Source organism: Kitasatospora sp. NPDC038210, assembly GCF_055600605.1.
In genome coordinates this window covers 1-15,193 of the sequence record NZ_JBVJYK010000055.1, presented here as the reverse complement: position 1 = coordinate 15,193, position 15,193 = coordinate 1, and the positions used below count along the sequence as shown (strand labels likewise).

The window sequence follows — 15,193 nt, the reverse complement described above, 5'->3', positions numbered from 1 at the left end:
CACGCCTCCTACGAACCCTTCAGCCGCCCGCTCGACCTCCTCGGCATCGCCTGACCAGCACACTCACAAGATCACCAGACTTTGAAACGGCCCTGTGGCCTGGCCGTGCGGCGGCTTGTCGGTGGGCAGAGAGCTGACCGGCACTCTGGCCCCCGAACAGGTCGCCAGAACCATTACCATTCCGGCTGCCAGAGCAGCCTTCCCGACGGGTAGCTCGGACCCAGCGAACCTCATGGACCCCGCACCCTGAAGGGTTTGCGCGCCATGGCGCTCTCGCGCGTCTCGGCGGGCTGACTCTCGCAGGCGCGCTGGTCAGCCCGCAGCAGTGCTTCGGCCAGCGGTCTCCGGTGACGTTCTCGCAGTTGCAGGGTCAGCTGCATGATCGGATCTAATGGCTTGCCGAGGCGCTCGCTGACCGTTTCGGTGAGGTGGTACACCCAATTTGTCAGGGGCTCGGTCGTCATGGGCAGGGTGGTGCGCCCGTTTGCCCGGTACCACGAGGTGCCCCTGACCGTAGGTCAGGGGCACCTCGTGCGACCTCACTTCTCCGGGGTGCCCTTAGCTTCGTACGAGAGGCGACCACTTCTGGTCCGTGGTGCTGTCGCAGTCCCAGAGCTGGACGGTGGTGCCGGGGGTGGAGCTGCCGCCGTTGATGTCGATGCACTTGCCGGTCTGGGCAACGAGGGCGACGGGGCTGTTGTCGGTTAGGTGGTCAGGACGCTGGTCGGTCCGGTGGTCCAGGTGTAGTAGGGGTCGGTGGTGGTGGAGTGGCCGGTGAAGATCTGGATGACGCCGTTGGGAGTTATGCGCCACAGGGTGGGGGTGCCGGTGCCGGTGAGGTCGCCGTCGGATCCGATGAGGGGCCAGCCGGCGGCGGGGATGTCCCAGCCGATCTTGGTGTCGGTGGCGATGCCGGTGAGAGTGGGGTAGGTGACGTTGCCGCCGAAGGGGCTGGTGATGGTGATGGTGCCGGTGGTGAAGGTGTAGCCGCGCAGGTCGCCGGTGCTCTGGTTGCGGGCCCACAGGCCCGGGTGTCCCTGACCGGCCCAGTCGCCGGGGGAGATGAGGTCCCAGCCGCTCCAGCCGGTGGCGGCGAGCTTGGTGGGCGAGCCGAACTTGGCATCTCCGATGCTGGGGTAGAACCAGAGGGCGCCGGTGCCGTCCGGGCTGGTCTCCACGGTGAACAGGCCGGTGCGGTTGAGGAACTTCTTGTTGGTGTCGAGGTTGGTGGTGCTGGGGTCGCCGCTGGCGGCGATCCGCAGGGTAGTGGACCAGTCGGCGGCGTTGTAGCCGGTGCAGTCGGTCAGCTTCGGGTCGCAGGCGGGCTTGCCCAGGAGGTAGCTGGAGTCGAAAGCGCCGGTGACGTTGGTGTTGCCGGGGTTCTTGTAGAAGTAGAGCTTCTGGTCGCCGTCCTTGTGGACGATGAGGTCGTCGACGTTCATGCCGCCGCGAAGGCTGCCGCGGTGGGTGAGGCGGTAGTTGGCCCAGGAGTCACCCCCGGGGGACTTGGCCATCGGAGCGGAGAGCGGGGCCTTGGGCGCGGTCGCGCCGATGTTGTACGTCCGCAGGTCGCCGTTGGGGTCGGCGGTGACGATGTCGGGCAGCGCGTCGCCGGTGACGTCACCGAAGGTCGGCGCGGGGCTGTTCGGGTTCCACGGGACGTAGAAGGCGTACTGCGCGACGGGTGAGAGGTTGCCAGCGTTGTCCTCGGCCTGGACGTAGAGGACGTTGGTGCCCCAGCGCCCGGGAGTCACCGGGATCTGGCCGGTGGGCATTGAGCCGCCGCACTGCCAGGCGGCATCGACCAGCTGGGGATCGAAGCTCCAGCGCAGGCAGACCGCGCCGGAGGCATAGCCGCCGCCGGGGGAGGCGTCCGCGGCGGTGAAGGGGACGCCACCGCTCTGGCCGACGTAGATCTGGGGCGTCTGGCCGTTGCCGCTGGGCGGGAACTGCGTGCTGGTGTCGCTGACCGTGGCGGGGAAGGTGACGGTCGGCGGGGTGAGGTCGACCTTGAAGTAACAGGCCGGCGTCGACGGCGACCACGGGACACCGTCCAGCTGGTCGGTGGCCATCATGGCGTAGCCGTAGGCGTGGCCGTCCTGGATGACGCTGCCGGGGACCTGGAAGCTCGTGGTGCCGCCGCTGCCGACGAAGGCCGTGACATCGCTCTTGACGTCGGGAGCGCCGGGGAGGTTGTAGTCCCAGATGTGGTCCCAGGTCGCTACCTGGGCCTGGGTGGGGCTGGTGACGGTGGCGTTGAGCCAGACGGCGTTGTCCTGGTTGGAGCCGGCTCCGAGCCAGGCCCAGTTGTCGGCGTTGCCGTCTCCGCAGGCCTGGTTGGTCGCTGCGGGGCTGACCGTCCGGGGCGCAGGCCACACGCCCGGGTTGGTGGGGGTGTCGGGAACGCGGTCATACTCGATGTACAGCGTGGGTTGGTAGGTGAAGCGCTTGAAGGCGTTCTGGTTGCTCTCGTCGCCGTAGAGGCCGAAGGTCAGCTGGCCGTTGTTGGCGTACTGGCGCATCGCGCCGGTGATGTCGAACTGGAACGGCACGTTGTCGTGGCACGCGGCGCCGCCCGAGCCACCGACCATGGCGGTCTGGCCGAGCGGGCCGCTCACCTGCGCGGGCTGGTTGGACCAGGTCGTGCCGTTGCCGATCGGCCCGGTGACGTAGAGGTTGAGCGGGTACTTGGTGGTGCAGGACCAGTCGGCGGAGACGTACTCCTGCATGTTCATCGTCGCGTAGTGGACGACCGCCCCGCTGAGTGCGCTGATGTCGAACTGGTAGAAGCTGCGTTCCTTGTCGGCGGGGGAGCAGCTACCGCCGTGGGAGTAGTAGCCGCAGACGCCGGCGCCGGGGTGGTCGGCGTCGGCGCTGCCCTGGCGCAGCCAGTTGGAGCCGTTGTGGGTGGACTGGACCCAGGTCCAGGCGTTTCCGGTCTGGGCCCAGGGCAGGAAGGCGGGGTCGATGTAGTAGGGCGCGGTGCCGTGGGCCAGCAGGTCCTGGTCGGGCGTCAGGTCGATACCGGACGTGCTCGCCGTGACCGGCATGGTGGCGACCTTGGAGCCCGTCCCGGGGCCGGTGTCGGAACCGGCGGCAGCGGACTTGCCCGGTTCCGGGGGAGCGGGCGTGGGAGTGTCGGCGGCGGCCGCGGGAAGCGTCAGGGCGGACTTGGCCGCAGGCGCCGGGGTGCTCACGGCGGGTGTGGTGGTGCTGTCCCACATCTGCGGGGTCCGGGCGATCCAGCGGGGCTTGCCGTCGGTGCCCGCGGCGGTGATGTTGCCGTGCTCGTCGCTCTTGACCGTGACCCCGTCGGTGGTGGTGCCGAAGTGCAGGTTCTTCAGCACCGGGTTGCTCGCGGCAGCCTGGGTCTTGACGACCAGGACCGTGGTCAGACCGCCGAGCTTGGTAGCGGTGACCTTCAGGTCGATGTCAGGGGCGACCGACGGGTAGACCACGCTGTCACCACTGACGGTGGGCGCCGGGAGCGCGAACGGCGCGGACAGGGCCAACTTCTTGCCGTCCGCACTGGTCATGGTCGCCAACGGCCCGCTCCCGCCCCTGGACAGCACCAACTGCCCCGCAGCCGACCTGGGAGACAACGTCCCGTCCTGATTCGCCGCCAGGGTGGCATCCAGGCCCTGCCACACCCCGCCACGGCGCACACGCTGCTGCTCCTGGTGGCTGGTGAGGGCGAGGTGGCCCTCGGGGGTTGCCACGGTCTCACTGAACTCGGTGGTGAGCGATGCGATCGGGACGTTCTTCTGCGTGGCCTTGGCCTCGGCGATGGCCTTCTCGGCGGCGGTGGCCGGCGGGCGTTCCTGCAGGTGCTTCGCGGTGGCGGCGGCGATGGTTGCCTGGGACGGGACCGCCGGCGCATCGGCGGCGTGGGCGGCCTGCCCCGACAGTCCGGCGGTGAGCATCAGAACCGCGGTCGCGGTCAATGCCCTCAGCGATGCACCGTTGCGACGGTACTTTGTGTTCAAAATGGGAATCTCCCCCCAATTTATACGGGAAGACCTGCATGGGGCACAGGTCAGGGGCACCGTATGGGGAGGGTCGGACATCGGCCAGTGCGCTTCGACTGCGAAGGTCCGGCTTGCAGTGAATTGGTCGGTTCGTAGACCACCGTGAGAAGACTCACCTGTCACCAGGTCTTGACTGTCCGTCATCAACATCCGTTAGCATCCGGCGGTTCGGATACAGGACTCGGCTCCCGTATTCGGGGGGCCCAATCTGCTGGGGGGATGCAAAAGCGTGTCATTCACAAGGAAAACAGGCTTCGAGAGCAAAAAGGGCAGGGGAAGGAGACTACGAGCTCGGTTGGCGGCCGTCACGACAGCCGCCGTGCTCGGGTCGATGCTCGCACCCCTGCCCATCGCGGCAGCGGCCGACAAGCCGGACTACTCCCGCAAGTGGTCGCCACCGAACACCGCCCTGCCCAAGACGCCCTCGGTCACGGGACAGAACGCCGCACCGGTCCCGGCACCGAAGCCCGAACACCCGGTGCCCCCGACCTGGACACCGCCGAAGAACCCGAAACCGCTCCCGGGCGGCCACGCCGCGGTCAACCTCGGCACCGCACCCCAGGCCCACGCCCTGGCCGAAGGCGAGAAACCGCAGGCCGGCGACGAGACCAAAGCCGCCGGACTGCCGGTCACCATCGCACCGCTGGCAGGCTCGTCGGCAGCCGGCCAGACGATCCAGATCGAGGTCGCCGACACCAAGACATCGGCCTCCGCCGGAATCCCCGGCGTCGCGGTGACCCTCACCCGCCCCGGCGCCGGCGATGACGCCCCCGTGCGCCTGGGCGTCGACGCATCGAGCCTGGACGCCACGTTCGGCGCGAACTGGGCCGCCCGAGCCCACCTCGTGGTCCTGCCGGGCTGCGCGACGACGACACCGCAGGCGCCGGACTGCCAGAAGCAGACACCGCTCGAATCGCACTACGACCCGTCGACCAAGAAGCTCGTCGCCGACGTCCCGCTCACCGGAACCGGCACCGCCCAGGGGGCGACCACCCCGGCCAGCAAGACCGAGACCGACGCCGCCGTCTCCGGGGCGGCCCGGGCGGTGTACGCGGACGCCACCACCACCTCCACGACCGTCGGCGTGGTGCCTGGGGTATCGAGTGGGGCCGGAACCTACGCGGCGACCCCGCTTGGGCCCTCTCAGGCCTGGACCGCAGGCGGATCGTCCGGCGCCTTCACCTACGGATACCCGGTGCAGACACCTCCGGCTCTGGGCGGCGCGGCCCCGAAGGTGGCGCTGTCGTACGACTCGACGTCGGTCGACGGCAAGACCTCTTCGACGAACTCCCAGGCGTCCTGGATCGGCGACGGCTGGGACTACAGCACCGGCTTCGTCGAGCGGTCGTTCAAACCGTGTTCACAGGACGGCATCACGGGCTCCGGTGACCAGTGCTGGAACGGCGCAAACCTCACCATGTCGGTGGGAGGGCACTCCGGGCAATTGGTGCCGAACGACGCCTCCTGCCAGTCCGGTGCGCCCAAGACGATGGAGCAGGCAGCCTGCACCTGGCGTCTGAAGGAGGACGACGGCACCAAGGTGCAGTTCCTGACCGGTGCGGCCAACGGCACCTGGAACGGCTCCTACATCAAGGTCACCGAGACCGACGGAACGGTGTCCTACTTCGGCCTGAACCACCTGCCGGACGCGAACGGCAACCCGACCACGCTCGGCGCGGACAGCGGCTCGGCGTGGAGCGTCCCGGTCTACTCGCCCAACAGCGGCGACCCGTGCTATGACCCGGCCAAGGGCAAGGGCTCGTGGTGCCAGGCCGCCTGGCGCTGGAACCTCGACTACGTCGTCGACCCGCACGGCAACCTGACCACCTACGCTTACACCCCCGAGACGAACTACTACGCCCGTGGCGGCGGCCAGAACAACGGCAACGGGACCCGCACCGCATACACCCGTGCCGGCGTGCTCTCCTCGATCGGGTACGGCCAGCGCCTGCCGGACCAGCTGAGCAACAACGGCGCCTACAACCCCGCCGCGAAGATCGTGTTCAACGCCTCCGAGCGGTGCGTCACCTCCGCTGACGCATGCGACCCGTCAAAGCGCAGCATGGCCAACGCGGCGAACTGGCCCGACGTCCCACTGGACCAGCAGTGCGACGCGACCGGAGCGTGCACCAACTACGTACCGACGTTCTGGACCACCAAGTGGCTGGCGTCCATCGCCACCCAGGTCCGAGTCAACGGCACCTACCAGAGCGTGGACTCGTACGCGCTCAACCACACGTTCATCAACGTGCAGAACGCCACCGAGAACACCCAGGTCCCCTGGCTCGCATCGGTCCAGCGCACCGGCCAGGACTCCCAGGCCACAGGCGGCCCGCTCACGATCCCGCCGGTGACCTTTACTGCACAGCTTCTGCCCAACCGTGTGGACGGCACCAACCTGGTGCCCGCACCGCCGGCCTACAACCGGCCTCGCATCCAGCTCATCACCACCGAGACCGGCGGCACCATCGGCGTCAACTACGCCCCCGCCGCCTGCTCTCGCGTGAACAACGTCATGCCGGCCTCCGCCGACAGCGACACGCTCTCCTGCTACAACGTCAAGTGGAATCCGCCGGGCTCCATCGCCAGTGCGGCCCCGGTGGACGACTGGTTCCTGAAGTACCCGGTCGCAACCGTCACCATGAACCCGGCAACCCCCGGATCGGTGCCGCAGGTCACCTCCTACACGTACGGCAAGGCGGCGTGGCACCGCGACGACTCGCCGATGACCCAGGACAAGAACCGGACCTGGGACGGGTTCCGCGGCTATGCCTCCGTCACCGAGGTGACCGGTAGTGGAAACGACGGCCCGCAGTCGAAGAAGTCGAGCACCTTCTACCAGGGCATGGACGGCGACCTGCAGGCCAATGGCACCGGCCGCAGTGTCCAGGTCGCAGGCCCGATGGGCGGACAGGCGGCCGACTCCGACTGGCTCTCCGGCCAGACCCGGGAAACCGACACCTACACCAGCGCCGACGTCACAGGAACCATCGCCGGCTACACGGTGAAGTCGTTCAGCGGCGGCCCGATCACCACCGCTACCCACAGCCAGGGCAGTGGCCAGCCCGCCCTCCTCGCCCGGTACACGTCCACGACGACCGCGAGCACGGCAAGGTCGCTCAAGGCCGATGGAACCTGGCAGGCCACAAGTACCACCATCACGACAGATCCTTCGCACGGAAACCGTGTCAGCACCTCGCTCGACACCGCCGACGGCCTGCCGGACATCTGCACCCGCACCAACTACGCCACCGGGTCGGACCCGGAGGTCCTGGAGGTGCCTTCTGAAGCAGTGGCCGTCTCCGGCGCGAACGCCTGCACCGCGACGGCCACGGCCGCCAACACCGTGTCCTGGACCCGGACGCTGTACGACGGCCAGTCCTTCGAACAGATCGGCACAGTGCATGACGCGACCAGCACACTGACCCTCGATCACTTCGACAGCGACGGAACCCCGCAGTTCAGCGCGGCCAACGCGACGTACGACAGCTACGGCCGCATCACGGCCGCGACCGACCCCAACGGCACCGACAGCGAGCACCCGAGCGGCGCGACCGTCACCACGTCCTACTCAGCGGCCAACGCGGGTGAGCTGCCCAACAGCGTCACCGTCACCACTCCGGCACCCGCCGGTGCTAGTGACGCGGCCACTGGCAGGGCCACCACCACCACGTACAACACCGCGAGGTCACTGCCGCTGACCGTGACCGACCCCAACGGCCGTACGACCAACGAAGCCTACGACGCACTCGGACGGTTGACCGGCGTGTGGTTGCCCGGACGGGATGCCAAGGCAAGCGCCAACAAGACCTACGCCTACGCGCTCCCAGGCGTGGTCAACGGCAGCGCCGTGCCGCCGACCGTGACCTCCTCGGACTTGCTCGCGAACGAAACCTACGCCGTCAAAATCGACATCATGGACGGCCAAGGACGGACCGTTCAGTCCCAGGCGACCCCAGCGCTCTCTGCCTACAGGGGCCGACTGATCAGCGACACTGTGTACGACTCACAGGGACGCGTCACCCGCACGAACAACCCCTGGTACAACGACGACACCGCGCCCAGCACCACGCCGCTCCTGACCACCACACAGAAGGTCCCGGCACAGACCTACAACGTCTACGACGGTCTCGGTCGCCCTGTGACCACACAGTTCGTCGCCTACGGTGTGGCCCAGGCCACGACGACCACTGCCTATCCCGGCGCCGACAGGACCGACGTCACACCGCCTGCGGGCGCCACGCCGACATCGGCCGTCACCGACGCGCGCGGCCACAAGACCCAGCTGTGGCAGTACAAGGCCGCCACCGCCACCGGAAACCCGGCCGACGCGGACGTGACCTCCTACACCTACACGGCCGACGGCCACCTGGCCACGCAGAAGGACGCCGCGGGCAACACCTGGACCCACGGCTACGACCAGCGCGGCCGCGAGGTCACCACCGCCGACCCGGACACCGGCACCGCTACCAAGACCTACGACGCCGCGGGCAGGCTGGCCTCCTCCACAGACGCCCGCAACCAGACCATCTCCTACACCTACGACCTGCTCGGCCGAGCGACGGGCACCTACGCCGGATCGGTCAGCCCGGACCACCAACTGACCAGTTCCACCTACGACACCGTCGTCAAGGGCAAGCCCGCCACGTCGACCCGCTACGTCAACGGCGCCTCCGGCATCACCTACACCAGCTCCGTGCTGGCCTACGACACCGCCTACCACCCGACCAAGACCACCACCACGATCCCCGGCACCGAAATCGGCCAGGGCACCACCCCGTTCACCTACACCTACCAAGCGATCTACGACCCGATCACCGGCGCACTCACCGATGACGACCGGTCGGCCGTCGGCGACATCGCCGAAGAGGCAATCCACTACACGTACGACAACAACGGCCCGCTGGGCACATTCGGCGCCTACGGCGGCGACACCTATGACCTGTCCTCGGACTGGGACGCCTACGGCCGCAGCATCCGCGCCACAGTGAACCCCTGGGGCAGCCAGATCGTCGTCACCAACACCTACGACGAATCCACCGGCCGCCAGCTGTCGCAATTCGTGGACAAGCAGACCGCTGCGACCGGCGCAGTCCAGCAACTCACCTACACCTACAACACCGCAGGACAGATCACCGCGGTCCGCAACATCCCGGACAACACCCCGTCCTCCACCGACCTCCAGTGCTTCGGCTACGACTACCTAGGCCGACTCACCAACGCCTGGACGGACACCGGAACCCTCACCCAAGCCGCACAACCCACCGTCGGAGGCATCGGCGCCTGCGCCAACGCCACGCCAACCAGCGGCGTCCAGGCCCCGGCCAGGACCACGGTCGGGGGCCCCGCCGCGTACTGGCAGAGCTACGGCTACGACCTCACCGGAAACCGCACCCAACTCGTCCAACACGATCCGTCCGGTGACACCACCAAGGACACCACCACCAACCAGACCTTCCCTACCGACGGAAAGACCAACACCCCGACCACCGCACCGAACACCGGCGGCGGTACCGGCGGACCGCACGCCCTGACCAGCACCACCACCAAGGCGTCAACCGGCACCACCGCCAGCAGCGCCCAGTACGACGCGGCAGGCAACACCACCGCCGTCACCGACACCTTCGGCACCGCCACCCTGGCCTGGAACAGCGAGAACAAGCTCGCCTCCTACACCAACACCGCCGGACCGACCACCTACCTCTACGACGCTGCCGGCAACCAACTCATCCGCCGGGACCCCGGCAAGACCACCATCACCCTCGGCGGCGACGAACTCGTCTACGACAGCACCGCCAACACCGTCACCGGCGTCCGGTACTACCAGATCCCCGGCGGTGTCACCCTGGTCCGCCAAGGCGGCAACACGACCTACCAGATCGCCGACCACCACGGCACCGGCATCCTCGCCCTCGACGGCACCACCCTGACCGAGACCCGGCGCCTGACCGATCCCTTCGGGAACTCCCGCGGCAGCCAGCCCGCCACCTGGGCCGGCTCCCACGGCTTCGTCGGCGGTACCAAGGACGACACCACCGGCCTCACCAACCTCGGGGCCCGCCAGTACGACCCCGTCCACGGTCGCTTCATCAGCCCCGACCCCATCCTTGACCAAGCCGACCCCCAGCAGTGGAACGGCTACGCCTACAGCAACAACAACCCCGTCAATCTGAGCGACCCGGGCGGGCTGCACCCCGAAGGCGTCTGCGGCGGATTCGGCACCTGCCAGGACCCCCTACGCAACATCGTCCACGAGGAATGGCATCCCAACCGTCACGGTGGCTGGAACGTCGACTACTGGGACAACGAGTCCAGCACCTCAAGCCACCCCTGGCACGCTGGCAACGACTGGTCCCTCGTCCGCTTCCACAGGACCAAGAAGGAGCGCGCCAAGGGATTCGTCCAGCTCTTCACGACGTTCATAGCTCCGGAGCTCTCCCCCCTTGCGAGCCTCATGGACGCTCGTGACGGCGACCTCAAGAGTGCCGCTGAGGATCTTGTGGCCAGCAAGGCCGAAGAGATGGCCTTCCTGAAATCACTTGCCTACAAGATGCTGCCGAAGTTCGGCGCATGCAGCTTCGACGCAGCAACGCCAGTACTCATGGCCGACGGCAGCACCCGGGCAATCAGCGACATAAAACCGGGCGACCACGTCCAAGCAGCTGACCCGCAAACCGGCGAAGACAACGGCCACACCGTCACTGCGACCTGGAAGCACGACGACAACGACCTCGTCGATGTCACCATCCGTTCGGGCGACCACGCCGAGGTCATCCACACCACTGCCGAGCACCCCTTCTGGGACGCCACCGCTCAGAAGTGGGTCCCCGCGACCGACCTCCAGACCGGACACGCCCTCAAGACAGAAAACGGCCAGAACGCCGCCGTTGTGGCCGTCAACCAGGCGCCCGGCCAACAGGCGATGTACAACCTCACCGTTGCCGACCTCCACACGTACTACGTTGCGGCGGGCAGCATTCCGATCTTGGTGCATAATGCCTGCCACCCAGAAGTCCAGGATCTCGGTGCGATGACTGACGCGAGCCAGCAGAATATCTGGACTATGAGTTCGCGCGACAAGGGGCTTGCCTTCGAGGATGAAACAGGTTTTTCAAACCTCCCGGCCAATCATCAGGCGTTTGATCAGTTTGAGCCAGACTCGGGAGTCGCAATCAGCCTCAAGGCGATGGACACCAGTCTCAAAAGCTTTCAAAACAAGGGAACTCTCTATCAGCGCCTCAAGGGGGCAATTGACGATGCCGCCAACTACACTGGCGAAGGCCCCCACGCACACACCGATCCATCAAACATCCAACATCGCGCCGTCTATGTACTGCTGAAGACTGGCGCCTTCAATGAAATGCACCTTGAGCAAATGTCGAGAGCCGTAGAGTATGCACAAGGGCGAGGGATTAAGCTCCTCTTCGGTCAGACAACGGGATAAAAGGCGAAAGGCGACGTGAGCATGGGGTATGATTTTCATATTACCCGGGCCGAGTTCTGGACCGAGAGCGAGGCCGAGCCAATCACTCGCGAAGAATGGGAAGCCCTGGCAGAAGCCGAATCAAAGCTTGATTGCCAAGGCTTTGTTCGATGGTCGGATATTGGAATCCAGCCAATCTATGGGGTTGCTGGATCGTCGGCTTCCTTTTCGTGGAGGCATGGCCGTGTAGTCATCTCGGGACACATGGAGGACAGCGTATGGTGCCTGGCCGAATCGCTCGCTAGCTCGCTAAAGGCTAGGCTCGTGGGTGATGATGAGTAGTCACCGATAAACGATCTCTCCTGGCGGGTCCTCGGAACTTGTCACCATCTCTAAGGTGAGTTATGGCTCGACTTCCTGTGACTCTTTGGAGATCTGAATGACCCAACCGGGTGTCGCTGGAGCCATCCTCCGGCGACACCCGGTTGCCATGCTTAGGGCCTGTTCACTGGGCGGTTGCCCGGGCCGTCGCAGGTCTCGGGCGCTTCGAGAGACGTCAGGCCACAGTGAATAGTTTCCTGGGTCTGGCGGGTTTGCTGGGCGGCGACCTTGGCCATCGGGTGGTCGGAGTTCACCGCAGTCGCGCTCGTACTGCTCGCCGGTGTTGCTGGTCGGGACAGCGGCCGTACCGGTCCGCGGCTCCCTTGGAGGCATCGGCGGAGCGGCCGGAAGCGCGCCACCCGTGCGCGGTGAAGGTGCGGCCCTGCTCGTCCATGCCGAACCCGGCGGTGCCGACCAGGCGCTGGGAGATGTCGCTGACGGTCCCGGACGCGAGCGAGGGCCGGATGTTGCCCCAGCGGTCCACGCCGCGCAGCAGCTGGCCGTCGGTGACGCCGCGGGCAGCGAGGACCGCGCGCCAGGTGCGCAGGGCGGCGAGCGGGCACAGCGCGTCGCCGCGCTCGGGCAGGTAGACCTTCGTACCCTTGCCGGCCTGGTCGGTCTTCGACTTCCGGAAGCGGACGTGGATGCCAGGTCGCTGTGGGTCGCTGGAGATTCGGACGTCGGCGAGGTTCAGCGCCGCCAGCTCCGACCGGCGGGTCCAGGCCCCGACGGACAGCGCGACCAGCAGCCGGTCGCGGGCACCGGTCGCCGTCGGCCAGGGCGGCGCCGTGGTCGCGGACCAGGCGCCGGGCGTGCCGGGTGCCAGGCATCCCGTCGAAGCCGGCCTCGGCGTGCATCGCGCGCACCGCGGCGACAGCCTGGTCGAGCGAGGCGACGCCGAGCGGCTTGCCGGTGCGCGCGGAGACGGTGTCGGTCAGGGTGCGCACCCACTCGGTGAGGGTCTCGGCGGCACCGTCCTTGCCGATGATCAGGTCGCCTTCCCAGTGCCCGGGCACCGCGCGGTCCTCGACCTCCGCGGGGCGCTCACTGATCATGACCATCGGGTGGGCGAACCTGGGCCTGCGCGTGGCCCCCTGGCGGTGGGGGACCCGCCGGGCCCGGCCGGTGCGCAGGGCTCCGGCCAGCTCGCGGCGCAACTCGCCGCGTCCTTGGACGTAGAGGGCCTGGTAGACGGTTTCGTGGACCACGTGCATCTCCGGCCGCTCTGGAAAGGTGTCCCGCAGAGCCTGGCAGATCTGCTCCGGACTCCACCTCTTGTCCAGGTGGTGCTGGATGAAGCCCCGTAGTTCCGGGTGCCGGCCGATCTTGCCCGGCTTGGGGCGCGGTCGGCGGGCGTCGGAACGGGCCTGAGCGGCGTGCGGGCGGTAGGCGCCGCTGTCCGGATGCCGGTTGCGGCGGGTCTCCCGGCTGACCGTGGAGGGGCTGCGGCCGAGCTCGGCGGCGATCGCCCGAACGGTGGCCTTCTCCCGCAGCCGGTCCGCGATGTAGATCCGGTCCTCCTCGCGCAGGTACCGCGAGGGACCGGGCGGGGGCGCCACCGATGTGATCGGTGGCGCCCCGGCGGTCCTGCCGGACGGGGCTCGGCCGTTACGCCAGCGCTTCCCCGTCCGCGCGTTGATCCCGACGATCCGACACGCTTCCTTGTTGCTCACGCCTTGCTGCGCGAGCTGAAGGTAGACGTGCCGTTCCTCGGCCAGAGGACGCCCTCCCCGGTTAACCGTACGATCCCGGATATCGAAGTCCATCGCACCACTTGAGCTGGGGTGTTGCAACGACCCATAGAACCCAAGGTCGGGGAGGGGCCGCTGGCGTTCGCCTCAGTCTCCGTCCGCGAGCGACTCCATGGCCTTCCTCAACACCATGTTCACGAAATGCTCCGTCTTCCCGCTCCCGCTTTGGACCCACTCGTGTTGAGTGAGGAGCGCACTGCGGGCCTCCGATGGTAGAGCCCCACGACGGGGGCGGAGGTCCGGCCGAAGATGCGCCGCCACGCGCGCCGCCACGGTACGAGGTCGGGGAGCTTTTTGGGCCGACAGCCCGTAAGGAAGGCCTCGACCTGCTCCCATCGAGGAAACGTCCCGTCACTGAGCATCCGGTAGACGGTGCTCTTGGCGATGTGGAGACCGGCCTGCTCGGCGTTCTCGGCGATGGCCCGTACGGACCGCGAGCCGGTCTCAGCCCGGTACGCCCGCATCCCGTGCTGGAAGTCCAGCGGTGTGCGCATGTAGTCAGGGTGGGGGCGACGGAGGGGGCAGGCGGTTGTAGTGCTGGCGCAGGATCTCCTCCCGGGCGACGGCTTCTTCGTCGAGCGCTGCCTGGCGGGCGGCGGCGTCCTCGCCCATCCGGCGGCGCAGGTTCTGGTAGGCGTGGTGGTCGGCGAGCGGTGGCCGGGCCAGCTGTGCGACCGATCCGGTGTCGCGGCGGGACCGGTCGTCGAGGTCCTGGTCGTGCTGCACCACGGGGCGGGGCCGACGCGGACGTCGATGACGGTGCTGGGGCGCAGCTGTTCGAGGTGGGTGAGGATGGGGAGGCAGGTGGAGGCGGGGCTGGGCGGCCCAGGCCGGGGAGTCGGCGACCACGCGCAGGCGGCGGGTGGTCGGGTTGTGCCAGTGGGCGGCCTCCGTCGGGTCGAGGTCGCGGAGCACGGCGTCGATGCGGGGGTCGGCGAAGTCGTGGTCCAGGGCGAGGGCGTCGGCGGCGGGTTTGTCTGGGAGCACGTCCCGGACCGTCACGCCGTCGCGGTTCGGTGCGCACTATGCGCTGGACGGGTGAGGCTGTGCGGCTGCCCCGGGCCGGCCTCACCGGCCCTGGCCGATCCCGGAACCTCAACTGCGTCCTCAGAAGAGCAGTTGACGGGTCGAGGCGCAGGTCAATGCGTAGGTCAGTCCGCGCGGAGCAGTTGAGCTCGGTGAGCGAGCTCGGCGGCGCCGTGGACTCCTCGCCTGGTGTAGAGGTCGAGGGCGGAGTGCATGGTGTCCAGCTCTGTTCGGTTGCGGCGGGAGGCGACGCCGTCCATCAGGTCGAGGCTCTGGCCCCACAGCCCAACGGCTTCCTCGTAGCGTCCTTGGGCTGCGACGGCCTTGGCGATGTTCGCGAGGGTGGTGCCGCGGAGACGGTGGTAGGTCTCTGGTCGCCGGCTGTCGAGGGCGGTGCGATAGTGACGTTCGGCGGCCTTGTTGTCCTTCATCGCGGTCAGGGTCCGGCCGGTGTGGGAGGCCACAGTGGCCGCGGCCGGGCCGGGCTGCGGTTCTGGATCACTTTCCGTGCCAGAGCCACAGAGCGTCACCGGAACCGCGATCATGAACGGTCGTGGCTGACGACCTCCTCCAAGACCTCTGGC

Annotated in this window: 6 protein-coding genes and 1 pseudogene; 1 reads left to right on the top strand and 6 read right to left on the bottom strand. The window is 67.9% G+C overall.

All coding sequences use genetic code 11. The features are described 5' to 3' along the window. Positions 1 to 230: 230 nt before the first annotated feature. Together ACZ7KX_RS41905 and ACZ7KX_RS41900 are read right to left on the bottom strand one after the other, a co-directional pair. Entirely contained in the window at positions 231 to 464 is a 234-nt protein-coding gene (locus ACZ7KX_RS41905) for a hypothetical protein (protein WP_470331206.1), read from the bottom strand. Between the two features lie 240 nt (positions 465 to 704). Then, the gene (locus tag ACZ7KX_RS41900) at positions 705 to 3,944 is read right to left on the bottom strand and encodes a hypothetical protein (protein WP_470331205.1); all 3,240 of its coding nucleotides are present in this window, start codon (positions 3,942 to 3,944) and stop codon (positions 705 to 707) included. A 379-nt stretch (positions 3,945 to 4,323) separates the two neighbouring features. Between ACZ7KX_RS41900 and ACZ7KX_RS41895 the strand changes: the two genes are divergently transcribed. Beyond that, a complete protein-coding gene (locus tag ACZ7KX_RS41895) occupies positions 4,324 to 11,472 on the top strand; it encodes a polymorphic toxin-type HINT domain-containing protein (protein ID WP_470331204.1) in 7,149 nt (2,382 codons plus the stop codon). A gap of 610 nt (positions 11,473 to 12,082) precedes the next feature. On the opposite strand, the gene ACZ7KX_RS41890 is transcribed toward ACZ7KX_RS41895, so the two are convergent. The 4 genes and pseudogenes from ACZ7KX_RS41890 to ACZ7KX_RS41875 form a co-directional block, all read right to left on the bottom strand. Beyond that, positions 12,083 to 12,316 carry a hypothetical protein gene (locus tag ACZ7KX_RS41890; RefSeq protein WP_470331208.1) on the bottom strand — a complete coding sequence of 78 codons (234 nt, stop codon included), beginning with the start codon at positions 12,314 to 12,316 and terminating at the stop codon, positions 12,083 to 12,085. Between the two features lie 466 nt (positions 12,317 to 12,782). Then, positions 12,783 to 13,598 (bottom strand): annotated as a pseudogene (locus tag ACZ7KX_RS41885) (IS30 family transposase); the annotation flags it as partial. Between the two features lie 483 nt (positions 13,599 to 14,081). Further along, on the bottom strand, positions 14,082 to 14,570 hold the full coding sequence (locus ACZ7KX_RS41880; RefSeq protein WP_470331203.1) for a hypothetical protein: 489 nt from the start codon (positions 14,568 to 14,570) through the stop codon (positions 14,082 to 14,084). Positions 14,571 to 14,734: 164 nt separating this feature from the next. After that, complete coding sequence (locus tag ACZ7KX_RS41875; RefSeq protein WP_470331207.1) at positions 14,735 to 15,154, bottom strand: tetratricopeptide repeat protein; 420 nt, start codon at positions 15,152 to 15,154, stop codon at positions 14,735 to 14,737. Positions 15,155 to 15,193 lie beyond the last annotated feature (39 nt).